The following is a 25,179-nucleotide window of genomic DNA, read 5'->3' as shown; positions in this document are numbered from 1 at the left end:
GTCACACCAGGTTCATCTCGATGGCCGCATCTGCGACCAGCAGCGCACCCACGACGAGCACCACCGTTCCCACCATGTCCTGACTCCAGCGTTGGACGCGGTGCATCAGACGCCGCTGAAGCGACGGAAACTGTTGCGATGCAGCCACTTTGACGGTTAGCAGAAGCAGAGCAGGCAGCAGGGTGATGAGTACGTAGACCGCGAGAATCGAGACCGAGAACGCCCGTCCCCGGCCGGACGCGGCCACCGCGTCGATCGCGGCGACGTAAGGCAGCATCGTCGCCACCTCGACCGTGCCCACTGCAACAGCGAGGAGGGCCACCCCTCGAGCGCTCGCCGGTGCCCGCATCCACCACGTACCGCTCGGGCGTCGACGTCCCCGATCGCAGACGAGGCCCGCAACCAGAACGACCACACCCACTGTCATCCGCACCCACGCATTTCCGGGCACGGCATGGGCCATGGACGTAAGGGTCACGTCTTCGAGCAGCGTCAGCAGCATGAGCCCGACCCCGAGATACAGCAGCCCCAGCACGCCGAGGTGCACCAGTACCACTCGAACTCGAAATGACGGCCGCAGCATCATCCAGAGCGGAACCGCAAGGGTCCCGACGCCGATGCTGTCCACCAGCGCAAGCCCGATCAGCTGAATTGACACAGCTGTACCGTAACAGGATTTTGGCACAGCTGTATGAAAAAGATTTCTTCGTGCTAGAACAGAGCGATGCCGAAGATCGTCGACCACGATGCGCGCCGGGCGGAGATCGTCGCCGCCGTATGGCGCGTCATCGAACGAGCAGGAATGGACGGGGCGACGGTACGCAGCGTCGCCGCCGAAGCCGGCGTGTCCCCCGGATCACTGCGGTACTACTTCTCCGACCAAGGAGAACTCGTCCTGTTCGCGGCCGAGGCCATGACGCAACGCGTCGTAACGCGGCTGGAGGCCCACTCCACCGAGGGCGACGGCCTGGCGCGAGCTATCCGCGTCCTCGAGGAGATGCTGCCACTCGACGAGGACCGCCGCGCCGAGGCGTCGGTGTGGCTCGAAGCGATCGTGCGCGCCAGAGTCGACGAACGACTCTCCACCCTCAAGACGGCCGGGTGGTTCGGCAGCCGGTATCTGTGCCGACTCGCGTGGGCACACCTGCACGACCTCGATCGACCGAACTCCCCCGCCTTCACCTTCGACACCGCCACGGACGAACGCGCGGCTGCCGAACTGCACGCCTTCGTCGACGGACTGACGTTGCAGGCAGTGACATATCCCGAGCAACTCGCGACCGAAGAGGTCCGTCGAATGCTGCGGGACCACCTGAAGACGCGGCTCTAGGCCCTCTTCGCAGCCGCGACGAATCCGGCCCGATCCGTTACTCGAGGTAACGTCGATGGGATGCATGTGTCCGACCGCCTCACCGACCACGTTCCCCAGCGCTGGCTCGAGCCCCTCGTCAAGCACGCCGAGGCCCTCAAGTTCCTCATCGTCGGAGCGATCACCTTCGTCGTCACCGTCGTACTGTTCTTCGGCCTGAAGTGGACGATCCTGCAGGACAAGCCGGTGACAGCGAACGTTCTGGCCGTGCTGATCGCGACGATCGTGTCGTACATCCTCAACCGGGAATGGTCGTTCACAGCACGCGGCGGACGACGTCGCCACCACGAGGCAGCGCTGTTCTTCGCCGTCGCCGGAACCGGCCTGGCAATCAACCAGCTACCGCTGTGGGTGTCGAGTTACATGCTGGATCTGCGTTCGCCGAACGTGTCCTTCCTCACCGAGAACATCGCCGACTTCGTCAGCGGATCCATCATCGGCACGTTGCTGGCAACCGCTTTCCGATGGTGGGCGATGCGCAAGTTCGTCTTCCCGGAGCAGGTGGACGTTCTTCCCGATCCCGCCGCCCTGACCGTTTACGGTGGACGGCATGGCGACCACTAGGACCCTCGTGCTGATGAGGCACGGCAAATCCGGCTACCCCGACGGAGTACCGGATCACGAACGCCCCCTGGCCGCCCGCGGCCAACGCGAGGCGGCGCTCGCGGGAGCCTGGATCGGCGAGCACGTCGGCACAGTCGACGCAGTGCTGTGCTCGACGGCTCTGCGCACCCGCGAGACCCTGGCTGCTACCGGTCTCGGCGACTTACCCACCCGCTTCGAGCGAGACATCTACGGCGGATCCGCCGACGAGATCATCGACGAAATCCGGTTGGCCGACACCTACTTCGACGACGTGACGGTATCGACCTTGCTGGTCGTCGGGCACGAACCCGGAATCCCTTGGACCGCACTCGAACTGGCGGCCGACGACGACACCGACCTGGCCCGCGAGGTGCGACACCGCTTTCCCACCTCGGCCATCGCAGTGCTGACCACCGAGGCGTCCTGGGCAGAGCTGGCCGCAGGCTCGGCAACCATCACAGAGTTCTGCATCCCGCGCGCCGATCAGTGATCAGTGTCTGTCGGTAGTCAGCGACGCCCGGCGTAGAGGTACCGAACTCCGCCTGCTGCGATGAGAAGCAGCAGGAACGCGGGGAACCCGAGCAGCCACCAGACCAGTCCCGCTACCGCCAGTACTGGCACGGCGGCGATCAATGCGATGCCGGGGTTCTCGCGCACCGTCTCCAACGCGGACTGTGCGTGCACTCTGTCGATCTTCTTGCCTGCCATGACGGACTCCCTGTCGCCTGCGTGTCCTGTATGCGTAATTCCACAGTAGCGCGTTCGGCTACGACTTTCGGTGGAGAGCCGCGTCGTACCTTCGGCCGAACCACCAGGTACGACGCCTCCGCGGGGGTATCGCAGCGGCGTCCGCTGAGGTGAGATCGGGTCCATGAACAATCCGATTCTGCTCACCATCGCGATCTGTGAGGTCGGCTTCTGGGTTCTGGTGATCGGCGGACTGTGCCTGCGCTACGTGGCACGGATGCGGCGCGCCAGCACCCTCACCCTGGCTCTGCTCCCGGTCCTCGATGTCGTCCTCGTCGCCGCGGTGGCACTCGACCTACACCGCGGCGGGGAGGTCGAATTCGCCCACCGCCTCGCGGGGATCTACCTCGGCTGGACGGTCGTATTTGCACACTCCACCGTGGCGTGGCTCGATGCGCGGTTCGCGCACCGATTCGCCGGTGGACCCGCACCGGTCAAGCCCCCGAAGACCGGCCCGCAGGCCTACCGCAACGAGATTCGGGGATTCGCGAAATGGCTGTGCGCCGCCGCCATCGCGCTGGTGATCACCTACGCATTGGCCTACACCGTGGCAGACTCGGAGCAGGCAGCAGCGCTGAAGACCGTGATCCAGCCACTGGGCGTCATCACGTTCTTCTGGTTCGTCACCGGACCGCTGTGGGTGCTGGGTTCCAAAACTGCAGGTACGAAGAGCTCGAGCTCGAAAGATGCGGCAGGAGAACGGAGTCGACTCTGATGCTGGGTGGTGCTCGGGTGCCGGCTGGTTCCAGGATGCTGCGCAGGTTCAGACCCGCGTGGCGGCCGCGCAATCCCGTGGTACTGCCGATCGAAATGCTCCTGGCCACTCTCTTCTACGCCGGATTCCAACTCTCCACCGGCACCGTCGGTGACACCCGGGACGAACTGGTCAGCAGCCCACCACTGATCGCGGTGAGTGTCGTTGCCCTGCTGGCGATGACCGCGGTGACGTGCGTGCGCCGATCCTTTCCCGTCACGGCATACCTGTCGGTGGTGGCGATCAGCGTCGCGCTCATACTCGTCCTGCCGGACCGGACTCTCGGGTTCACCCCGCTGTACTGGTTCGCCATCGTCGCCTTGGCAATTCGGGTGACCGGGCCACGCCTGTTCGCTCCCATCGCCGTCGGGCTGATTCTCGAAATCGCAGTCAGCGTCGACACCCGCCTGTCCTACCCGGATGCCGCGGCCGGCCCCGGTGGCACGATCGGCGTGGTCGCCGAGCAGATCGCGAACCTCGCCATCAACTACACGGTGCTCATCGCACTGGGCAAGTACATCGCACGAAACCGCGCGCAGGAACTCGAGAGTGAGGCCGCCTTGGGCCGAGCCGAACTCGAACACCGGCAACAGCTGAACGCAGCCCTGGACAACGAACGAAGAGCCATGGCACGCGAATTACACGACGTCGCAGCCCACCACCTGACCGGCATGCTCATCCAAGCCAAGGCAACCAAGACACTCATCACGAGCAACCCCGAGCAGGCACGCGAACTACTCACCGGCGCAATCGATCACGGCCAACGGACCCTCGACAGCCTACGCCAGATCGTCGGCATACTGCGCCCAAGCGAGACGAACAACAGCGCTCCGCAGCCGATGATCGCCGACCTTCCCGAACTGATCGAGCAGTCACGAATGTCGTTCGGGCGCATCGACACGAGCATCCTCGCAGACAGCGACGACACCGACAGCGCGGTGCAGTTGACGTGCTATCGCGTCGTTCAGGAATCGCTGTCCAACGCCCGACGCCATGCGCCGAACTGCGATGTCTACGTCGAGGTATCCAACCTAAACTCGGCCATCGAGGTGACCGTCACCAACACGCTCACGCCGGACAGCTCCGAGCTGCGCGAGTCCTCGGGTCAGGGGTTCGGCATCCCCGGAATGCGTGAGCGCACCGCACTACTCGGCGGCACCCTCGATGCAGGATCGTCCGACGACCGAGCGACGTGGACCGTGCGTGCTCGACTACCTGTCGGCGGAAAGATCTCTCGACCACAGGAGATGCCGGCATGATCACCGTACTCATCGCGGACGATCAGCCCGTCGTTCGGCAGGGATTCGAGCTGTTCCTCGCCGGCCATCCCGACATCGAGGTCGTCGGGCACGCGAGCTCGGGAAGGCATGCCGTGCAGCAGGTGTCGGCACTGCGACCGGACGTCGTACTGATGGACATCAGGATGCCGAACGGCGACGGACTGACTGCAACGCGCGAGATACTCGCACAGTTCGACAGCGTTCGCGTCATCGTCGTCACCACGTTCGACCTCGACGAGTACGTGTTCGCAGCTCTCGACAGCGGAGCGTCCGGCTTCCTGCTCAAGGACGCCGACCCCGACGAACTCGCCGACGCGGTGGTCACCGTCGCCGACGGCGGAGCGGTCCTCTCTCCACGACTGACCCCGCGCTTGATGACAGAGTTCGCTCGCCGGGGCAGGCCGATTCGAACCACTCCCGTTGCACCGCAACACGACCTGAGTCTGCGCGAAATGGAAGTGGTTCGACTACTTGCGGAGGGACTGGGCAACAACGAGATCGCCCGTTCACTGCAGGTCGAACAGAGCACCGTCAAGACCCACATCGGCAACATCTGCCGCAAACTCGAGGTCAATACCCGAGTGCACGTGGTGATCTGGGCCTACCGCAACGGCATCGCGACCTAAGTCTCCACAACTAGGCCGCTCTGCGCTCGTCTTCGTCGGCAGTGTCGCTGGTGTGCTCCTCCAGCGAAGCGGAATGGTCGGTGTACTGGAAGTGCGGTCGCTTGTCACCGATGTACGAGGTCATCCACGACACCACCGCAACGTAGCGGTTCCGGAAGCCGACCAGGTACATCAGGTGCACCGCGAGCCACATGATCCACGCGATCGGTCCCGACATGTCGACCTTGCCGAACAGCCGCGCCACCGCGCTGAAGCGGCCGACGATCGACATGCTGCCCTTGTCGGTGTACTCGAACGGCGTTCCCGCGTCGACCTTTCCGATGATCATCTTCGCAACGTGCCTGCCCTGCTGCATCGCCACCGGCGACTGACCGGGCAACTTGTTCAGCGACGTCACGTCGCCGATCGCGTAGATGTCCTTCGCCGAACCGACCGTCAGGTCGTCGTGCACGAGAAGCCGTCCGGCACGGTCGGTCTCACACCCGGTCCGCTCGGCAACGGTGGCCGCCAGGTCACTGGCCTGCACGCCCGCCGACCAGATGACCGTCTTGGCGGCGAACGTCCTCGACGTCTTGGTGTCCACGTCCTGCACCGTCACCACGTCGTCGGCGATATCGGTGACCATGGCACCGGTGACGACGTCGACGCCCGACTTCTCGAGCTTCGTACGGGCGTACGCGCTGAGCTTGCCGCCGAACGCCGGCAGCACTTCCTTGACACCGTCGACGAGGGTCACCGTGACGTCGTCGGGATCGATGTCCGGGAACGAGCCGGCGAAGTAGCGGTGCGCGAGATCCCTGATCTGACCTGCGAGCTCGACACCCGTCGCGCCTGCACCGACGACGACGAAGCTCAACAGCTCCTTACGAGCAGCCGAATCGGTTGTCAGGTGCGCGGATTCGTAGCAGCTCAGAATCTGCTCACGCAGAGCGATCGCGTCGTCGACGGTCTTGAGCGCGAACGTGCGGTCCTTGAACTCGTCACGACCGAAGTACGCCTGCGTGGCTCCCGTGGCGACGATGAGACGACCGAAGCCGATGGTGTGGCTCTGCCCGGCACCGATGTAGGTGACCTGGTGCGCCTCGGGATCGACATCGACGACGCGTCCGAGACGCACGTCGGCCGACTCGTACTGCGCGAGAATGCGCCTGATCGGCGGGGCGATCTCGCCCGTCGAGAGCATTCCGGTTGCGGCCTGGTAGAGCAGCGGCTGAAAGAGGTGTTCGGTGGTGCTGGAGATCAGCGAGAACGTCACACCGGCCTTGCCCAGAGACTTGGCGGCGGCCAATGCTCCGAATCCCGATCCCACGATGACGACGTCGTACGTTTGCACAGCACTTTCCTTTTCGGCTCGAGTCTTTTCCTCTACGAAGAACTACCTCCATGAAACTCCGACCGCGATGCTCTATCAACGCGGAAGTTGAAATAGCATCTATGAGCAGAACTCATGATTGAATGGCCGCATGGAACTGCGGCAGCTGAAATACTTCCTCGCGGTCGGGGAGGAACTGAACTTCTCCCGCGCTGCCGAACGCTGCTACGTCTCGCAATCGGCGATCAGCCTGCAGATCTCCAAGCTGGAACGAGAAATCGGTGAGCCCCTGTTCGAGCGAACCTCTCGTACCGTCCGATTGACCGTTGTCGGAGCACAATTGGTGTCCATCGCCCGGCACATGGTGGAGCTCGAGCAAGCCGCCCTGGCGCTGACGACGCGCAAACGTAATCAGCTGCGCCTGACCGGAAACATGACCTTCGCAGCCAACGCCATCTCCGCCATCGTCGCGGTACGCGAGCGCCATCCCGACGCCGAGATCGACTTCGTCCTGAAACGATTCGCAGAACAGATCGAAGCGGTGACGTCCGGCGACTGCCAGGTGGCGTTGATCCGCGGCAGCGTCGAACGCTCCGGTCTGCACGTCACCGAGCTGTGGACCGAAGACCTCGTCGTCGTCCTCCCCGAGGGGCATCCTCTGGCGGGTGAGAGCAACCCGAGTCTGAGTCAGCTCGCCGGCTACCCCCTGCTACTTCCCAAACGGAGCGAGCAGATCCTGCTGCACCGGGTGATCGAGCGTGAGATGAAACGGAGCGGACTGCCACTGAGCTTCGGACCGCCCGTGGCGTCCGATCACACCGCGAGCGCCGAACTCCTCAAGAACCCACAATGCTGGTCCATCCTGTACGCCAGCACCGCCGACAGCACCCCCAAGACCGGCCTGGTCTTCCGCACCGAGGCCGACCGCAGGCTGCGACTACCGGTATCGGCAGTGGTCGACGCGACCGTGCCCATCACCGACATTCAACGCGACCTGGTGGCCGCCCTGGCAGCGACGGCACCGGTTCAACCCGCCACCCCTGCGAGCTGAGCGAACGCGGCATCGGCGTCGAACAGTTCGGCGCGATCGTACGTCGACGTCGACGCCATGATCTCGTTCGCGCGGGTGCGCTCGACCACCTCCTCCAGCCGCGGACGGACCTGCCCGGCCGTGCCGAGGATGCTCGACGCCAACGACGCCTCGATTCGGTTCCGCGTCTGCGGCGTCCACTGTGATTCATCGATCCCCGACGCCGGTTGCAGAGCCGGGAACTCACCCTCACGTCTGGATCTGGCCATCGCCCACGCCTCCGGGACGGCGAGCCTGCGGGCATCGGCGGTGTCCGCTGCGATGGTCACGTCCAACGAAACGATCACGTACGGTGAGGGATTCGACGGCGAGGGACGAAAATGCTTGCGGTAGAGCGCCAATGGATCGTCTTGATGCACTATCGGTCCGCCGACGACGACCGGAAGCCCAGCGCGAGCGGCAACCTCGAGACCGGCTCCCGTCGCGAGTACGAACACCGGCGGAGACGGGACAGCGGGCCGGGCCGTCACCGAACCCGAACCGTCCAGATAGGAACGCAATTCGGCGATGTCGGCCTCGAACGTGTCGGTCCGCTCACTGCGCAATGCTGCCCGAACCGGCTCGGTGAAACCGAGGGAGCGACCGACACCGAGGTCGATCCGGCCGGGAAACAGCGACTCCAACATCAGAAATTGCTCGGCCACGACCAGCGGCTGATGGTTGGGCAGCATCACCCCGCCGGATCCGACGCGAATGCGCGAGGTGCGCGACGCCACCGCCGCCGCGAGAACCGCAGGCGCGCCCGACGCGATCCCGGGAACGCCGTGATGCTCGGCCACCCAGAACCGATGCAGCCCGATCTTCTCCGCATGTACCGCTCGTTCGACGGTATGACGCAGAGCCGAGGCGTCGTCGAAACCGGATCGCGTGCGGGACCTGTCGAGCAATGAGAAGAACACGGATATCTCAACCGACGAGGCGTCGGGCATATTTCTCGAACTGTTCGTTCGACGCGGACCGAAGTTGTCCGCAATGGTCGTCACTATTGCTTCATGAACCTCACCATGAAGCTCGAACTCGTCACCCTGGCCGTCACCGACGTGGACCGCGCCAAGGACTTCTACGTCTCGATCGGTTTCAACGCCGACCACGATGCCCGCCCCTGGGACGGCATCCGGTACGTCCAGCTCACTCCCCCGGGCTCGGCGTGCTCCATCGCGATCGGCGAGAACATCACCGACGCCGAGCCGGGCAAGGGCGCGCCGGAATCCTGATGGTCGTCGACAACGTCCAGCAGGCCTACGAGCACCTCACCTCAGCCGGCCTGACCATCGACCCGCCGAAGGACGAAGGCTGGGGCACGTTCGTGTACTTCGCCGACCCCGACGGCAACAAGTGGTCGGTGCAGCAACTGCCCGCACAGTCCTGATCAGCGCTGACCGGGACCGAAGGCCAGCCGAGCCAGGATGCCGCGGTGGTCGGAGCCGGGAATCGTCACGGCTTCCACCGATCCAACGGCCAGATCTGCCACCAGAACGTGGTCGATGGCGATCACCGGCGGATACCACGTGTGCGCCGGGTACGTCCTGAGCATGCCCGCCCCGGTGGCCACCGCCGCATCGACGAACCGGCCGTCCTGTAGATCTCGGTACCGCCGATGGTCCTGCGTCGCGTTGAAGTCGCCCGCCACCACCACCGGACCGTCGTCGACGGGGATCTTGGCCAGCAGCTGGCGCAACAGCCCCAGCTCACGTACCCATTCGGACGGCTCCCGCGGCCACGGCGGCACCGGATGGACTGCGAACACCAGCGGCCGGCCCGGCATCTCCACCCGCGCGGAGAGCAGTTCTGTCACGAAACCGTCGTGACGCTGCTCGTCGACGAGCGGGAAGCGACTGTAGATTCCGGTGCCCTCGCCGCCGGGAGCAGCGCTGACATGCGCGTACGGCAACGAGCCGGACAGCACCGGGCGAAGGCGGGCGTCGGCCTCCGGCGTCAGTTCGACAAGAGTGAGCACGTCGGGTCGGTGCCGCTCGACCAGCGCGACCAACGCGTCGGGATCGGCCTGACCCAACCAGATGTTGGCATGCAACACCGTCAGCTCCGACTCCGCCGCCGTCCGGGAGCGGTGCCTGTACAGAGGAATCTGTGTGGCGGCGGCGCCCACCGATACAACTACGCCCGCCGCCAGCCCCCACCAACCGAACGCCACGGCCGCGAGAACAGTGCCCGGCACCGCGGCGAGCATGAGGACATGTGCCAAAGCACCGAAGACGAGCATCGCCTGCCCACGGGCGTCGACAAGGTGCGCTGCGATGCCCACCACCGCTGCCAAGAGCAGTAACAGAGCCACCGATGCCGAAACCATGAGCGGAGTGTGACAGGCAAACCTGAGGCCGAGCTGGGAGCCGTCCCTATATCCGACCGAAGTGTTCGCTTTCTTACAGCAAACACGACACAATCGAGAGCGCTGTCCGCACGTACTAGGGGGAAGTTTTCCGTGAATCGAAGGCAACTGCTGCGTTTGGCCGCTGCCGGAATGCTCGGCGCTGCCGCCGCTCCGGTCCTGGGCTCCGCCGGGGCACCGGGTTCTTCCACAGCAGGCGCACTCCCCATCGGCGCCGAACGAATCCGATCACTGGTCCCCGAGCTGTTCGCCGATCCCCCGCGCCCACCGGACCACTCTCCCGTCCTCGTCATCGGCTCCGGATTCGGTGCCAGCGCTGCCGCCCTTCGTATGGCACAGGCCGGCACCCAGGTCACCGTCCTCGAACGTGGACTGCGCTGGCCACGTGACCCGTGGCGCGAGATCTTCACCGCCGACATGACCGCCGACGGACGCGGACTGTGGCAGCAGACCTCGTTCACCAACATCACCGGAATGCCCGTCGGACCGGTCGACCTGTTCGGCGGCGTACTCGACACCACCCGGTACGAAAACCTCTCGGTCTGGCGCGGCGCTGCCGTCGGCGGTGGCTCGATCGTCTACACCGGCGTCACCATCGCCCCCGACAAGAAGTTCTTCGACGCCTCCTTCGGCGGACGCCTGAAGTACGACGAGATGGCGGCCACCTGGTACCCGAAGGCGCGCTCGATGCTCCGGCCGTCGCCGATGCCCGAGGACGTCTACAACAGCCCGAACTTCTCGCACTCGCGCACCTGGGACGACCACGCCCGGCGGGCCGGGTTCACCCCACAGGCAGTGGACGGCAACTGGAACTGGAACGTCGTCCGCGACGAGCTCGCCGGACGCTCGCGACCGTCCGCGACCGTCGGCGCGAGCACCTTCGGCAACTCCAACGGCGCCAAGCACGACCTGACGCAGAACTACATCCCCCAGGCCGAGGCCACCGGCCGCGCGACGGTGTGCCACAGCCACCGCGTCGCAGCGATCGGCACCGAATCCGGCGACCGCTACCGCGTCGAGATCGAACGCCTCGACCCGTTCGGCAACATCGTCGAGACACGCACCGTCACCTGCGACACGCTCGTCCTCGGAGCCGGATCCATCGGCACCACCGAACTGCTGATGCGCGCCCGCACCACCGGCGCACTGCCGAACCTCAACGAATTCGTCGGCACCGGCTGGGGCACCAACGGCGACGCGTCGATGACACGGTCGCTGGGGCTGATGTCCGCCGGACCGCAAGGTGCGCCCTGCGCCTCCCGCATCGTCGACGACTCCTCACTGCCACTGACCGTCGAAAACTGGTACGTGCCAGGCGTTCCCGTGAACCTCGGATTCATCGGCTCACTCGGCATGACCATCGACCCACTGCGCGGAAACTTCGGATTCGATTCCGCCACAGACCGATTGACGCTGAATTGGCCGAAGGGCGGCAGCCGGGACACCGTCGAAGCCCTACGCGCAGTTCAGAATCGGATGGCCCAGGCCGGCGGAACCATCGTCGCGGCCGAACCGTTCACCCGCGACGTCGACGACACCTTCACCGCCCACCCCCTCGGCGGCGCGGTACTGGGCGACGTCACCGACGGCTACGGCCGGGTGAAGGGTCACCCCGGGCTCTACGTCGTCGACGGTGCGTTGATCCCGGGCAGCACCGGAGCCGCGAACCCGTCGCTGACCATCACCGCACTCGCCGAACGCAACGTCGCACAGATCATTGCCGACGGTCGCTGACCGGCCGACATGTGGGTAGACCCGCGCTCAGCGGGTAACCCACCGGTATGCCCGCCAACGATCCGACCGAACGCACCATCGCCGACCGCGACGTCGAAAAGCGCTGGAACGACCCCGTCGTCTTTCGCAGAGCGGCCGGATACTGTGCGGTCGTGGTGGCGGTGGCTGCGGCACTGACCGCGCTGTTTCTGGTCGTCGACCGCACGAATCCCGTGTTGGCCGCGTCGGTGCCCGCAGTGCGCTTCCTCGGCGGCATCGGAGCTCTGACGTTGGGATACAGGTCCTACCGTGCCGGTGGCACGTGGCCGATCTGGCAGGGCGCCGCATGGTTGCTGTTCACCGTGATGCTGCTCGGTCTGGCGATGCCGATGTTCGCGATCCGTCAATGACCGGCGTCAGCCCAGCTGAATCTCGGGGCGGCCTTCGGGGACGGTGACCGTCGCTGCGGTTCGTACCGATGCCCCCGGTGTGGAGACGCGATCGAGAACCCTGACCTCCGAACGCCATTCGGTGTTCGTCAGCGTGCCACGGAGATAGCCGCGCCGAGCATTTCCGTACTTGACATGCGGAGAACCTTCGGCGATGGCCGCACCGGCCGAGTCGACATCGGCACCGTCCTTACCCGACGCGATCGAGGTGGTCGCGATCTCCACACCTTGGATCGGCGACGCCTGATCCTGGTAGTCGCGGCGCAGTTCGGAGACGATCGTGCGATGAATGTCGCCGACGATCGACGCGACGTTCTTCGTGCCGCGATCCCTGGCCCCGTCCAGAATTCGGTGCCGCGATGCCTCGTATCCGCTCCACGGGTCCATCCCGACCTTGCGATCGCTGCCGAGCCCACGGGCCAGGTCCGAGATGACCGTCTGGTGCGCCAGGAAGTTCCACCTCGACGGTGATCCGAAACCGTCCAGTATCCACTTCTCCTGCGCTGCACCGGTGATCGTGCGCGACGGATCTGCCGTCTCGGCGTCCTGCGCATGCTCGCCGTCGCCGTGCGCCTGATCGCTGCGGTACTGCCGCGTGTCCAGTACCGAGAAGTCCACCAGATCTCCGAACGAGAACCGGCGATAGACCGTCATGTCCGGTCCGACGGGCTTCAGATTCGCCCGAACCGGAGTGTTCTCCCACCACGCCTTGAACGCATCGGCTCTGCGCAACAGGAACTCTCGCGGATCGTCGTCGTCCTGGCTGATCTGCGAGGCCCAGTTGTTGTCCACCTCGTGATCGTCGAACGTCAAGACGAACGGTGCCGACGCGTGGGCCGCAGCAAGATTCTCGTCCGCCTTGTACAGCGCATATCGGTCGCGATAGTCGCTGAGCCCCATGGTTTCTCGGGCAGCGGATTCGGTGCGCGGCTCGCCCTGCCTGGCACCCTCGTCCTTGATCGCGTACTCGTAGATGTAGTCGCCCAGAAAGAACACCACATCGAGATTCGACGCGGCCAAGTCCTGGTACGCGCCGAAGTAGCCGTCCTCCCACTTCTGGCACGACGCCCACGCGAAGTCGAGCTTGCTCAACGGTTGACCCAGTGCCGGTGCAGTTTTGGTGCGGCCCACCGGGCTGGCATGCGGCCCGACGAGGAAGCGATAGAAGTACTCGCGAGCTGGCTCGAGACCTCGGACGTCGACGTGAATCGACCAGCCGTCGAACTCGGTGGCCAGCTCGATACCTTCGCGGGTGATGCTCGCGAATCGCTCGTCCGCCGAGATCTGCCACCGCACCGGCACCACGCCGGGAGTCATTCCACCACGTGGCGCGAAGGGATCGGTGGCGAGTCTGGTCCACAGCACCACCGAATCGGGCAGTGGGTCGCCGGATGCCACGCCGAGGCGGAACGGGTAGTCCGGGGTCACCACGGACTGCGCACCTGCCGTCGCCGTGGTTCCCGCGAGTTCGGGAGTGAACGCCAGCGCCCCCACCAGCGCACTCCATGTCAGGAACTGTCGACGCGTGGCCCCGGCACGCAGAGAGATGTCCTGCCCGAACCGTATCTCGTTACCCCGTCTCACCATCCTTCGAGGCTCTCGCGCCCGAGCGAACTGTGCCCGTCATCGGTCGAACGGGAAAGTGAACACGACGTTGTCATTCGATTCAGGACCGAAGTCGTCCGCGACCTCGGCCACACTTGAGCGCATGACGAACATCGACCGCACCGGCTCCCAAATCGACCACCTCAACATCGGCGTCACCGATCTCGCCGCCAGCGCCGAGTTCTACGGTGCTGCACTCGCACCGCTGGGGATCAGCGAAATCATGCGGGTACCGCACACCCCCGAGGCCAATCAGCTCGCCATGATCGCGTTCGGCTGGGCGAACGTGAAGCCCTTCTTCTGGATCGTCGACGCACCGGGATCGGCTATCGGACCCCATACCCATCTCGCGTTCAGCGCCCCGGATCGCGCCACCGTCGACGCCTTCCACGCGGCAGCAGTCTCGGCAGGAGCAGTCGAGCTCCGGCCGCCGGGACTGCAGCCGGAATACCACGCCACGTACTACGGATCCTTCGTGCGCGACCTCAACGGCATCGACCTCGAAGCCGTCTGCCATCACGAGTGATTCGCCCCGTAGCCACCTGATGAAGGTGTCACTGCGGCCGAGGCAGCGTCCCGTTGGTTCGCACGTGGTCGCGCAGACGAGTGAGAATCGATCCGAGAGCGTCGACCTCCTCGGTTGCCAACCCGTCGAAGAACAATCGATGCACCAGCTCGACGTGACCCGGTGCCGACGCGCCCAGCGCCGCCCGACCCGCCTCGGTCGGAACGGCATCCGTGGCGCGGCCGTCGGTGGTCGAGACCGTCCGCTCGGTGAGTGATCACCGCACTCCTCACCGACGCTGCCGGCCTGTCCTTCTCCGTCACAGTCGAACCCGCCGTGCTCGGCGACGTCGCACGCATCTCCTGGGCACTCTCGCCACCCGACGCCCCAGCCGTCGTCACCGGCCAGGACTTCGCCGTCATCAAGGACGGCACGATCGCCGAGCTGTACACGTTCATCGACCGGAGATAGCCGGTCGAACCGTCAGGCTTGCACGACCCACACCGAATTGCCGTCGGGATCACGCAGCGCGAACATGGGCGGAACACCGTCGACTTCTTCCATGAAGTCGTCGAGATCGACTCCGCCGAGTGCACTCAGACGCTTGTGTTCGGCCGCGACGTCGGCTGTCTCGACACCGATGGATCCGCCGCCGGGCGTTCCTCCCATCGGCGGATTCAGGGCGAGCCGCGCCGTCGAACCGGGCGGAGCCACCTCGACCCACCGGTATTCGTTTTCGGGGCCGAACCGCAGATCGCCGCGAATCTCGAAGCCGAGCACGCACGAATAGAAGTCGAGAGCTGCGTCCTGATCTGCGACGGTGAACATGGCCACGCCGATGTTCACGATGGTGCTGGGTTCTTGGTTGGTCATAGCGATACAGACCCGAGCCACGCCGAAAACTAAGCGCCCCACGGCGGTAGCTTCTGTACATGGACGATGCGCTCTCGCGATCCGTCGGCTCACGACGGATCGCTTTCCTGGTGTTCGACGGGGTGAAGATGCTCGATTTCGTCGGACCCGCCGAGGTCTTCGTCGAATCGAATCAGCAGCCCGCCGTCGAATACGAGGTGGTGATCCTCTCACCCGGCGGCGGAGACGTCAGCACCTCGATCGGGACGACGGTGTCCACTCGTCCGGTCGCGGAATCCGGACGATTCGACACCGTGATCATCGCCGGTAGTGAATTCGATCCGATTCGCCTGGTCACGGCCGAACTCGTCGGAGCCGCAGCCGATCTCGCTGCACGGACCCGTCGGATGGCATCGGTGTGCACAGGGGCGTTCGTACTCGCCGCGGCCGGACTACTCGACGGCCGGCGAGCGACGACGCACTGGAAGTTCACGTCCGACCTGCAACGCCTCTACCCCGCCCTCACGGTCGATCCGGACGCCATCTTCGTCCGAGACGGCCGCCTGTACAGCTCGGCGGGCGTTGCGGCCGGCATCGACCTCGCACTGGCTCTCGTCGAGGACGACCACGGCCCCGAAGTGGCGCGGGCTGCGGCGCAGGGACTGCTGGTGTACATGCAGCGAGGCGGTGGACAATCGCAGTTCTCGTCGTCGCTGTCGGGCCCGATCCCCCGTACCGGAACAGTCCGCCGAGTGGCCGACCACATCCGGGACAACCCCCGGCTACCCCACACCGTGGCAGAGCTGGCTCGGTTCGCGGCACTCAGCACCCGTCAGCTCACCCGCCTGTTCCAGTCCGAACTCGGCAGCTCGCCGGCCGAATTCGTCGCGTCGACAAGATTCGAGTTGGCTCGTGAGGCCCTGCACACCGGTTACACCGTCGGCGAGGCCTCCCGTCGAGCCGGGTATTCGAGCTGCGAAGTGATGCGACGAGCGTTCGTCGCCCGAATCGGGACCTCCCCGCGCAGCTATCAGCAGCGGTTCGCGCCCCAACTGCCGATGTCGCAAAACGAGCGGTTCTCGACCCACACGGTGGTACCGCGCAGCTAGCAGTCCGGGCAAGACTGCTTTCATGCCAACCATCACAACACCGGACAACGTCGAGATCTTCTACAAGGACTGGGGGTCGGGTCAGCCTGTCGTCTTCAGCCACGGCTGGCCACTGTCGTCGGACGACTGGGACGCCCAGATGATGTTCTTCCTCGAGCACGGCTATCGCGTCGTCGCCCACGATCGACGCGGTCACGGGCGGTCCCAACAGGTCGGTGACGGGCACGACATGGACCACTACGCCGACGACCTCGCCGCCGTGGTCGAAGCCCTCGATCTGACCGACGCGATCCACGTCGGCCACTCCACCGGCGGCGGCGAGGTAGTCCGCTACCTGGCGCGCCACGGAGAGGAACGCGCAGCCAAGGCGGTGCTGATCAGTGCGGTACCGCCGATCATGGTCAAGACCGACGACCACCCCGGCGGTATCGAGAAGTCGTTCTTCGACGACGTCCAGGTTCAGGTCGCCACGCGCCGCGCCGACTTCTTCCGCACCTTCGCCGAGGGCCCCTTCTACGGCTACAACCGGCCCGGGGCCACCCCGTCGGAAGGCGTCATCGCCAACTGGTGGCGTCAGGGAATGATCGGGGGTGCGAAAGCCCACTACGACGGCGTGGTCGCCTTCTCACAGACCGACTTCACCGACGACCTGCGTGGGGTGAACATTCCGACGCTGGTGCTACACGGCGAGGACGACCAGGTGGTGCCCTACGAGAACGCGGGTGTGCTCTCGGCGAAGCTACTGCCCAACGGCACGCTGAAGACCTACCCCGGCTTCCCGCACGGCATGCCGACGACGGAAGCAGCGACGATCAACGCCGACATGCTGGAGTTCTTCCGGTCCTGACGCATCACGGTCACAACCGACGACAAAGCCCCGCATCGACCGAAGTCGATGCGGGGCTTTGTCTGCAGGCTCTGTCGTCGTGAGCGGAAATTCGTAGTGGGCTACGAAGTTCTGCTCACATGCGACGGAGTCGCTCTAGCGGTATTCGTTGGAGAAACCGTAGTCGTCGAGCGGCACTGCAGCGCCGGTTCCCTGGCCGAAGCCATCCGGGCTGTAGTACTGATCGTCGTACGACGGCACCGCGTATGCCGCGGCACGCGCCTCCTCGGTCGGCTGCACCGTGATGTTCCGGTACCGGTTGATGCCGGTACCAGCCGGGATGAGCTTACCGATGATGACGTTCTCCTTGAGACCTATGAGCTTGTCGCTACGGCAGTTGATCGCCGCATCGGTCAGCACACGAGTGGTCTCCTGGAAGGACGCAGCCGACAGCCACGAGTCGGTGGCCAGCGATGCCTTGGTGATACCCATCAGGACCGGACGTCCGGCTGCGGGCTCGCCACCCTCGGAGACGACGCGACGGTTGCTCGACTCGAACTCGCTGCGCTCGGTCAGTGAACCGGGCAGGAACTCGGTGGAGCCGCTGTCGATGATCGTCACGCGACGGAGCATCTGGCGCACGATCGTCTCGATGTGCTTGTCGTGAATCGACACACCCTGCGACCGGTACACCTCCTGGACCTCGTTGACGAGGTGGATCTGCACCTGACGGGGACCCATCACACGCAGCACCTCGTGCGGATCGGCAGCACCTTCCATGAGCTGCTGGCCGACCTCGACGTGGTCACCGTCCGCCAGCAGGCGCTCGGTGCCGTCGTCGTGCTTGAAGACGCGCAGACGCTGACGCTTGGAGAGCTTGTCGTAGACAACCTCTTCGCCGCCGTCGTCCGGGACGATGGTGATCTTGTAGAAACGATCGCCGTCCTCGAGCTGGATGCGTCCCGACACGTCCGCGATCGGAGCCTTGCCCTTCGGCACACGTGCCTCGAACAGCTCCTGCACGCGAGGCAGACCACCGGTGATGTCATCTCCGGCGACACCACCCTGGTGGAAGGTACGCATGGTCAGCTGGGTTCCGGGCTCACCGATGGACTGCGCGGCAACGATACCGACGGCCTCACCGATGTCGACCAGCTTGCCGGTGGCCATCGAGCGGCCGTAGCAGGTGGCGCAGACGCCGGTTCCCGTGGTGCAGGTGAGCACCGAGCGAACCTTGACCGACGTGATGCCCGCAGCGAGCAGCGCGTCGATGGCCGGGTCACCGAGATCATGTCCGCGAGCGACGATGACCGTGCCGTTCTCGTCGACAGCGTCGTTCGCCAACGTGCGGGCGTACGTGCTGGTCTCGACGTGAGCGTCGCGGATCATCTTGCCGTCGGCGGTCTTCTCGGCGATCGTCGTGACGATGCCGCGCTCGGTGCCACAGTCGGTTTCCCGAACGATGACATCCTGCGAGACGTCGACCAGACGACGCGTCAGGTAGCCCGAGTCGGCGGTACGAAGCGCCGTGTCGGCCAGACCCTTACGAGCACCGTGCGTGTTGATGAAGTACTCGAGAACCGTCAGGCCTTCCTTGAAGGAGGACTTGATCGGACGCGGGATGAACTCACCCTTCGGGTTGGTCACCAAGCCCTTCATGCCGGCGAGCGAGCGAACCTGAGTCATGTTTCCGGCTGCGCCGGACTTCACGATCATCGGGATCGGGTTGTCGTCGGGGAAGTGGGCCTCCATGGCCTTACCGACCTGCTCGGTCGCGTCCTGCCAGATCTTGACCAGTGCGGAGTTGCGCTCGACCTTGTCGAGTGCGCCACGCTGGTACTTCTTCTCGATCTGATCGGCCTGAGCCTCGAAGGTCTCCATGATCTGCGGCTTCTCCGGCGGCACGAGGACGTCGGAGATCGAGATGGTGACACCCGAACGCGTGGCCCAGTAGAAGCCTGCGTCCTTGAGCTTGTCGACGGTCTGCGCGACCACGATCATCGGGTAACGCTCGGCGAGATCGTTGATGATGGTCGACTGACGCTTCTTCGGCATCTGCTCGTTGACGAACGGGTAGTCCGCCGGAAGCAGCTCGTTGAACAGCACGCGTCCCAGAGTGGTCTCCGCAATCCACGCGTCGCCGCGGTTCCAGCCCTCGGGGAACAACTCGTTCTCGATGTCACGCGGCGGGCGCTGTGTGGTGAGACGAACCCGAATCTGCGACTGCACCGTGAGCGCTCCACGGTCGACGGCCATCTGAGCCTCGGCCGGGGAGGAGTACGCCCCGAACTCGGCCTGATCGGTCGATGCGTCGACGCGCTCGCCGACAGCACCGGCGTCGAGACGCGTCAGGTGGTATAGACCCGTCACCATGTCCAGACGCGGCATGGCGAGCGGACGGCCCGATGCCGGCGAGAGGATGTTGTTCGAGGACAGCATCAACACGCGTGCCTCGGCCTGAGCCTCGGCGGACAGCGGGAGGTGGACAGCCATCTGGTCACCGTCGAAGTCGGCGTTGAACGCCTCACACACGAGCGGGTGCAGCTGGATGGCCTTGCCCTCGACGAGCTGCGGCTCGAACGCCTGAATGCCCAACCGGTGCAGGGTGGGTGCACGGTTCAGCAGCACGGGGTGCTCGGCGATGACCTCTTCGAGAACGTCCCACACCTGCGGACGCTGACGCTCGACCATGCGCTTGGCCGACTTGATGTTCTGCGCGTGGTTCAGATCCACCAGGCGCTTCATCACGAACGGCTTGAACAGCTCGAGAGCCATCAGCTTCGGCAGACCACACTGGTGCAGCTTGAGCTGCGGGCCGACGACGATGACCGAACGGCCCGAGTAGTCGACGCGCTTGCCGAGTAGGTTCTGACGGAAGCGACCCTGCTTGCCCTTGAGCAAGTCGGACAGCGACTTGAGCGGACGGTTACCCGGTCCGGTGACCGGACGCCCACGACGGCCGTTGTCGAACAGGGCGTCGACCGACTCCTGCAGCATCCGCTTCTCGTTGTTGACGATGATCTCGGGGGCACCGAGATCGATCAGACGCTTGAGGCGGTTGTTGCGGTTGATGACGCGGCGGTACAGGTCGTTGAGGTCGGACGTCGCGAAACGTCCACCGTCGAGCTGCACCATCGGACGAAGCTCCGGCGGGATGACCGGGACAGCGTCGAGAACCATGCCCATCGGCGAGTTGCGGCCGGCCTGGAACGCAGCGACGACCTTCAGACGCTTGAGCGCACGCAGCTTCTTCTGACCCTTGCCACTGCGGATGGTCTCGCGAAGAGACTCCGCCTCGGCATCGATGTCGAAGGTCTGCATGAGCTTCTGGATCGACTCGGCACCCATGGCACCGGTGAAGTACTCGCCGTACCGGTCGATGAGCTCGCGGTAGATGAGCTCGTCCACGATGAGCTGCTTGGGAGCGAGCTTGGTGAACGTGGTCCAGATCTCTTCGAGACGATCGAGCTCACGCTGCGCGCGGTCACGGAGCTGACGCATCTCACGCTCGCCACCGTCCTTGACCTTGCGGCGCACGTCGGACTTGGCACCCTCGGCTTCGAGCTCGGCGATGTCGGCTTCGAGCTTCTGCGCACGAGCCTCGAGATCGGCGTCGCGCTGATCTGCGACGGCCTTCTTCTCGACCTCCATCTCGGCCTCGAGCGTCGAGAGCTCGTTGTGACGGAGCTCGTCGTCGACCGTCGTGATGACGTAGGCAGCGAAGTAGATGATCTTCTCGAGATCCTTCGGAGCCAGGTCGAGCAGGTAGCCCAGACGCGACGGCACACCCTTGAAGTACCAGATGTGCGTGACGGGAGCCGCCAGTTCGATGTGGCCCATGCGCTCACGACGCACCTTGGCGCGAGTGACCTCGACGCCACAGCGCTCACAGATGATGCCCTTGAAGCGGACGCGCTTGTACTTGCCGCAGTAGCACTCCCAGTCCCGAGTGGGGCCGAAGATCTTCTCGCAGAAGAGGCCGTCCTTCTCGGGCTTGAGCGTGCGGTAGTTGATGGTCTCCGGCTTCTTGACCTCGCCGTAGGACCACTGACGGATGTCGTCCGCAGTGGCAAGGCCAATGCGAAGTTCATCGAAGAAGTTGACGTCGAGCACGTAACTTCCTTTCCCCGTTATGGGTGTTGTGATACCGAATCAGAAAAAGCGTGATCACCCCCGTGCCTGCGGTGACGCAGGCACGGGGATCACAGAACTACTGAGCGAGGTCGTCGACCGTGGCTGCTTCGTTGCGGGAGAGGTTGATTCCCAGGTTGGCTGCGGCACGCTCGAGGTCTTCGTCGTCACCGTCGGCCATCGTGATGGCTGCGCCGTCCGAGGACAGCACCTCCACGTTGAGGCACAGCGACTGGAGCTCCTTGAGGAGCACCTTGAAGGACTCGGGGATACCGGGCTCCGGGATGTTCTCGCCCTTGACGATCGCCTCGTACACCTTCACGCGGCCGACAACGTCGTCCGACTTGATGGTGAGAAGCTCCTGCAGCGTGTACGCGGCACCGTAGGCCTGCATGGCCCAGCACTCCATCTCACCGAAACGCTGACCACCGAACTGTGCCTTACCACCGAGGGGCTGCTGCGTGATCATCGAGTACGGCCCGGTCGAACGAGCGTGGATCTTGTCGTCGACCAAGTGGTGCAGCTTGATGATGTACATGTAGCCCACCGACACCGGGTACGGGAACGGCTCGCCGGAGCGGCCGTCGAACAACGTGGCCTTTCCGTCGGGTCCGACCATCTGCTCGCCGTCGCGGTTGGGGATCGTGCTCTCCAGCAGGCCGGCGAGCTGATTCTCCTTGGCACCGTCGAACACCGGAGTGGCGATGTTGCTGTCGGCCGGAGCCGCCAACATCTCCTCGGGCAGACGCTCGGCCCAATCGGGCTTCGTGCCGTCCGCGGCGATCTGAACGTTCCAACCGGTCTTGCCGATCCAACCCAGGTGGGTCTCGAGGACCTGACCGATGTTCATACGACGCGGAACACCGTGGGTGTTGAGGATGATGTCGATCGGGGTGCCGTCGGGCAGGAACGGCATGTCCTCCTGCGGGAGGATCTTGCCGATGACGCCCTTGTTGCCGTGACGGCCGGCGAGCTTGTCGCCGTCCTGGATCTTGCGCTTCTGAGCCACGTAGACGCGGACCAGCTCGTTGACGCCGGGAGGCAGATCGTCGTCGTCGTCGCGCGAGAAGACGCGGATGCCGATGACCTTTCCGTTCTCGCCGTGCGGAACCTTGAGCGAGGTGTCGCGAACTTCGCGAGCCTTCTCACCGAAGATGGCGCGCAGCAGGCGCTCTTCGGGGGTCAGCTCGGTCTCGCCCTTCGGCGTGACCTTTCCGACCAGCACGTCGCCGTCACGAACCTCGGCACCGATCCGGATGATGCCGCGCTCGTCGAGGTCTGCGAGGACCTCGTCGGAGACGTTCGGGATGTCGCGAGTGATCTCCTCGGCACCGAGCTTGGTGTCGCGAGCATCGATCTCGTGCTCCTCGATGTGGATCGAGGTGAGAACGTCCTCTTCCACGAGGCGCTGCGACAGGATGATCGCGTCCTCGTAGTTGTGGCCCTCCCACGGCATGATCGCCAGCAGCAGATTCTTGCCGAGTGCCATCTCACCGTTCTCGGTGCAGGGGCCGTCGGCGAGGACCTGGCCGGACTCGACACGCTGGCCCTCGTCCACGATCGGACGCTGGTTGGCGCACGTGCCCTGGTTGGAGCGCGCGAACTTGCGCATCCGGTAGGTCTTGCGCGATCCGTCGTCGGCCATGACCGTGACGTAGTCGGCGGAGACCTCTTCGACGACACCGGTCTTCTCGGTGATGACGACGTCACCGGCATCGACGGCTGCACGCAGCTCCATGCCGGTTCCGACGATCGGCGACTCGCTGCGAACCAGCGGGACGGCCTGACGCTGCATGTTGGCACCCATCAGGGCACGGTTGGCATCGTCGTGCTCGAGGAACGGAATCATCGCGGTCGCGACGGAAACCATCTGTCGCGGTGAGACGTCCATGTAGTCGATGTCGTCGGACGAGACGAACTCGACCTCTCCACCCTTACGACGGACGAGAATCTTGTCCTCGATGAAGTGGCCCGAATCGTCGACCGGAGAGTTCGCCTGCGCGAGCGTGTGGCGATCCTCCTCGTCGGCGGTCAGGTAATCGACCTCGTCGGTGACCTTGCCGTCGACGACCTTGCGGTACGGGGTCTCGATGAACCCGAACGGGTTGACGCGTGCGTACACCGAGAGCGATCCGATCAGGCCGATGTTCGGGCCTTCCGGGGTCTCGATGGGGCACATGCGGCCGTAGTGCGACGGGTGAACGTCGCGGACCTCGAGGCCGGCGCGCTCACGAGAGAGACCACCGGGCCCCAGTGCCGACAGACGACGCTTGTGCGTCAGGCCCGACAGCGGGTTGTTCTGGTCCATGAACTGCGAGAGCTGGGACGTTCCGAAGAACTCCTTGATCGCAGCGACGACGGGACGGATGTTGATCAGGGTCTGCGGCGTGATCGCCTCGACGTCCTGAGTCGTCATACGTTCGCGCACGACGCGCTCCATGCGGGACAGGCCCACGCGGATCTGGTTCTGGATGAGCTCGCCGACGGTACGCAGACGACGGTTGCCGAAGTGGTCGATGTCGTCGACCTCGACCGGAACCTCGACGCCGTCGGGTGCGGTCATCGAGGTCTCACCTGCGTGCAGACGCACCAGGTACTCGATGGTCGCGACGATGTCTTCCTCGGTGAGGGTCGACGCCACGATGGGCTGACCCGAGTTGAGGCCGAGCTTCTTGTTGATCTTGTAGCGACCCACGCGAGCGAGGTCGTAGCGCTTGTCCTTGAAGAACAGGTTCTCCAGCAGGGTCTGCGCCGACTCCTTGGTCGGCGGCTCGCCGGGACGCAGCTTGCGGTAGATGTCGAGGAGTGCCTCGTCGGTACCGGCGGTGTTGTCCTTCTCCAGGGTGGCCATGAGGATCTCGGAGAAGCCGAAGCGCTCCGTGATCTGCTCGGTGGACCAGCCGAGAGCCTTGAGCAGCACCGTGACGGGCTGGCGACGCTTGCGGTCGATACGGACACCGACGGTGTCGCGCTTGTCGACGTCGAACTCGAGCCATGCGCCGCGGCCGGGGATCACCTTGACGCTGTGCAGGTCCTTCTCGGTGGTCTTGTCGATCGAATGATCGAAGTAGACGCCCGGAGAACGCACCAGCTGCGACACCACGACACGCTCGGTGCCGTTGATGATGAAGGTGCCCTTGTCGGTCATCATCGGGAAATCACCCATGAAGACCGTCTGGCTCTTGATCTCACCGGTGTTGTTGTTGATGAACTCGGCCGTGACGAACAGCGGAGCCGCGTACGTCATGTCCTTGTCCTTGCACTCATCCGTCGAGGCCTTGACCTCGTCGAATCGTGGGTCGGAGAAGGACAGAGACATCGAGCCCGAGAAATCCTCGATCGGAGAGAGCTCGGTCAGGATGTCCTCGAGTCCACCGGCGACACTGCTGTCTCCCCGGGCGGCGGCACGGTCACGCCAACTCTGCGCACCTACCAGCCATTCGAACGAATCCGTCTGTACATCGAGGAGACCGGGTACCTCCAACGGCTCGCGAATGTTCGCGAACGAAACCCTCCTCGGGGCTCCCGGTGTTCCGACAACTGCCTTGGTCTGGCTAGAGACTGCCAAGATGCGTCCTTCCAGCACCTCACGCGGGTCGCTCGTGCAGTGCGACCGCCGCTGTATCTGTTTGCTATATGTGGGGCGAATTTCGGCTGGTGCAACCAGACCGAATCCCCATCACAGCGGCCCGAAAACGTGCTTTCGGGTAACAGCGATCGAGAGGTGGACAGGAGGCAGCCAGCGCAACGTCCAAAGGTACCCCAAATGTGCGCACAGCGCAACGGGGGCATCAAAAGTAGCACCCGGGGTCCATTCACGCGCTGACTCGGCGAAAGCGTGTCGCCTGCCGGACGCCCGATGCCGAAACCACTGCGCTT

Annotated in this window: 22 protein-coding genes and 1 pseudogene; 14 read left to right on the top strand and 9 right to left on the bottom strand. The window is 64.8% G+C overall.

What is annotated here, in order from left to right; genetic code table 11:
- Position 1 precedes the first annotated feature (1 nt).
- The gene (locus CH306_RS14330) at positions 2-658 is read right to left on the bottom strand and encodes a GAP family protein (RefSeq protein ID WP_179272891.1); all 657 of its coding nucleotides are present in this window, start codon (positions 656-658) and stop codon (positions 2-4) included.
- A gap of 66 nt (positions 659-724) precedes the next feature.
- Between CH306_RS14330 and CH306_RS14325 the strand changes: the two genes are divergently transcribed.
- The 3 genes from CH306_RS14325 to CH306_RS14315 are packed head-to-tail and all read left to right on the top strand — an operon-like array spanning position 725 to position 2,444.
- Positions 725-1,330 (top strand): TetR/AcrR family transcriptional regulator, encoded by a 606-nt coding sequence (locus CH306_RS14325; RefSeq protein WP_094646932.1) that lies wholly within the window; start codon positions 725-727, stop codon positions 1,328-1,330.
- A gap of 60 nt (positions 1,331-1,390) precedes the next feature.
- Positions 1,391-1,933: a GtrA family protein gene (locus CH306_RS14320; protein WP_032393981.1), complete on the top strand. Its 543-nt coding sequence runs from the start codon at positions 1,391-1,393 to the stop codon at positions 1,931-1,933.
- Positions 1,920-2,444, top strand: coding sequence for a SixA phosphatase family protein (locus CH306_RS14315; RefSeq protein ID WP_032394193.1), 525 nt, complete (start codon positions 1,920-1,922; stop codon positions 2,442-2,444). The genes CH306_RS14320 and CH306_RS14315 overlap by 14 nt, the downstream gene beginning before the upstream one ends.
- A 17-nt stretch (positions 2,445-2,461) precedes the next feature.
- Here CH306_RS14315 and CH306_RS14310 read toward each other — a convergent pair whose 3' ends face one another.
- Positions 2,462-2,662, bottom strand: coding sequence for a hypothetical protein (locus tag CH306_RS14310; RefSeq protein ID WP_032393980.1), 201 nt, complete (start codon positions 2,660-2,662; stop codon positions 2,462-2,464).
- Between the two features lie 163 nt (positions 2,663-2,825).
- Here CH306_RS14310 and CH306_RS14305 point away from each other — a divergent pair, with 163 nt between their 5' ends.
- The 3 genes from CH306_RS14305 to CH306_RS14295 are packed head-to-tail and all read left to right on the top strand — an operon-like array spanning position 2,826 to position 5,361.
- Positions 2,826-3,416: a hypothetical protein gene (locus CH306_RS14305; protein WP_256981163.1), complete on the top strand. Its 591-nt coding sequence runs from the start codon at positions 2,826-2,828 to the stop codon at positions 3,414-3,416.
- Positions 3,417-3,451: 35 nt separating this feature from the next.
- Entirely contained in the window at positions 3,452-4,714 is a 1,263-nt protein-coding gene (locus CH306_RS14300) for a sensor histidine kinase (protein ID WP_179272892.1), read from the top strand.
- Positions 4,711-5,361, top strand: coding sequence for a response regulator transcription factor (locus CH306_RS14295; protein ID WP_094646929.1), 651 nt, complete (start codon positions 4,711-4,713; stop codon positions 5,359-5,361). The genes CH306_RS14300 and CH306_RS14295 overlap by 4 nt, the downstream gene beginning before the upstream one ends.
- Before the next feature lie 10 nt (positions 5,362-5,371).
- On the opposite strand, the gene CH306_RS14290 is transcribed toward CH306_RS14295, so the two are convergent.
- The gene (locus CH306_RS14290) at positions 5,372-6,694 is read right to left on the bottom strand and encodes an NAD(P)/FAD-dependent oxidoreductase (RefSeq protein ID WP_094629511.1); all 1,323 of its coding nucleotides are present in this window, start codon (positions 6,692-6,694) and stop codon (positions 5,372-5,374) included.
- Between the two features lie 130 nt (positions 6,695-6,824).
- Between CH306_RS14290 and CH306_RS14285 the strand changes: the two genes are divergently transcribed.
- A complete protein-coding gene (locus tag CH306_RS14285; RefSeq protein ID WP_032393977.1) occupies positions 6,825-7,724 on the top strand; it encodes a LysR family transcriptional regulator in 900 nt (299 codons plus the stop codon).
- Here the strand turns inward: CH306_RS14285 and CH306_RS14280 are convergent.
- Entirely contained in the window at positions 7,700-8,662 is a 963-nt protein-coding gene (locus tag CH306_RS14280; protein WP_179272893.1) for an MsnO8 family LLM class oxidoreductase, read from the bottom strand. The genes CH306_RS14285 and CH306_RS14280 overlap by 25 nt on opposite strands.
- Before the next feature lie 93 nt (positions 8,663-8,755).
- Between CH306_RS14280 and CH306_RS29765 the strand changes: the two are divergent.
- Positions 8,756-9,132, top strand: a pseudogene (locus CH306_RS29765) (VOC family protein).
- On the opposite strand, the gene CH306_RS14270 reads toward CH306_RS29765, so the two are convergent.
- A complete protein-coding gene (locus tag CH306_RS14270) occupies positions 9,133-10,071 on the bottom strand; it encodes an endonuclease/exonuclease/phosphatase family protein (RefSeq protein ID WP_094646926.1) in 939 nt (312 codons plus the stop codon).
- 132 nt (positions 10,072-10,203) lie between these two features.
- Between CH306_RS14270 and CH306_RS14265 the strand changes: the two genes are divergently transcribed.
- Both CH306_RS14265 and CH306_RS14260 read left to right on the top strand, forming a co-directional pair.
- Positions 10,204-11,844, top strand: a complete 1,641-nt coding sequence (locus tag CH306_RS14265; protein WP_094646925.1) for a GMC oxidoreductase — start codon at positions 10,204-10,206, stop codon at positions 11,842-11,844.
- Positions 11,845-11,891: 47 nt separating this feature from the next.
- The gene (locus CH306_RS14260; RefSeq protein ID WP_094646924.1) at positions 11,892-12,233 is read left to right on the top strand and encodes a hypothetical protein; all 342 of its coding nucleotides are present in this window, start codon (positions 11,892-11,894) and stop codon (positions 12,231-12,233) included.
- A gap of 6 nt (positions 12,234-12,239) precedes the next feature.
- Here CH306_RS14260 and CH306_RS14255 read toward each other — a convergent pair whose 3' ends face one another.
- Positions 12,240-13,859: an alkaline phosphatase D family protein gene (locus CH306_RS14255; protein WP_094646923.1), complete on the bottom strand. Its 1,620-nt coding sequence runs from the start codon at positions 13,857-13,859 to the stop codon at positions 12,240-12,242.
- Positions 13,860-13,980: 121 nt separating this feature from the next.
- Here CH306_RS14255 and CH306_RS14250 point away from each other — a divergent pair, with 121 nt between their 5' ends.
- Positions 13,981-14,403, top strand: coding sequence for a VOC family protein (locus CH306_RS14250; protein WP_045199043.1), 423 nt, complete (start codon positions 13,981-13,983; stop codon positions 14,401-14,403).
- Positions 14,404-14,655: 252 nt separating this feature from the next.
- Positions 14,656-14,853: a hypothetical protein gene (locus CH306_RS14245; RefSeq protein WP_094629506.1), complete on the top strand. Its 198-nt coding sequence runs from the start codon at positions 14,656-14,658 to the stop codon at positions 14,851-14,853.
- A 12-nt stretch (positions 14,854-14,865) separates the two neighbouring features.
- Here CH306_RS14245 and CH306_RS14240 read toward each other — a convergent pair whose 3' ends face one another.
- Positions 14,866-15,255 (bottom strand): VOC family protein, encoded by a 390-nt coding sequence (locus CH306_RS14240; RefSeq protein ID WP_045199038.1) that lies wholly within the window; start codon positions 15,253-15,255, stop codon positions 14,866-14,868.
- A gap of 59 nt (positions 15,256-15,314) precedes the next feature.
- Between CH306_RS14240 and CH306_RS14235 the strand changes: the two genes are divergently transcribed.
- Both CH306_RS14235 and CH306_RS14230 read left to right on the top strand, forming a co-directional pair.
- A complete protein-coding gene (locus tag CH306_RS14235; RefSeq protein ID WP_082073923.1) occupies positions 15,315-16,343 on the top strand; it encodes a GlxA family transcriptional regulator in 1,029 nt (342 codons plus the stop codon).
- Between the two features lie 22 nt (positions 16,344-16,365).
- Entirely contained in the window at positions 16,366-17,190 is an 825-nt protein-coding gene (locus tag CH306_RS14230) for an alpha/beta fold hydrolase (protein WP_045199036.1), read from the top strand.
- Between the two features lie 135 nt (positions 17,191-17,325).
- Here CH306_RS14230 and CH306_RS14225 read toward each other — a convergent pair whose 3' ends face one another.
- Together CH306_RS14225 and rpoB are read right to left on the bottom strand one after the other, a co-directional pair.
- Positions 17,326-21,282 (bottom strand): DNA-directed RNA polymerase subunit beta', encoded by a 3,957-nt coding sequence (locus CH306_RS14225; RefSeq protein ID WP_094646922.1) that lies wholly within the window; start codon positions 21,280-21,282, stop codon positions 17,326-17,328.
- Positions 21,283-21,379: 97 nt separating this feature from the next.
- Positions 21,380-24,886 carry a DNA-directed RNA polymerase subunit beta gene (gene rpoB, locus CH306_RS14220; RefSeq protein WP_032393968.1) on the bottom strand — a complete coding sequence of 1,169 codons (3,507 nt, stop codon included), beginning with the start codon at positions 24,884-24,886 and terminating at the stop codon, positions 21,380-21,382.
- Positions 24,887-25,179: the final 293 nt, after the last annotated feature.

Origin of the sequence: Rhodococcus sp. 15-725-2-2b (assembly GCF_002259075.1) — a bacterium.
GTDB lineage: Bacteria > Actinomycetota > Actinomycetes > Mycobacteriales > Mycobacteriaceae > Rhodococcoides.
Note: the sequence above shows the minus strand (reverse complement) of the source record. Positions and strands in the feature narration are given on the sequence as shown.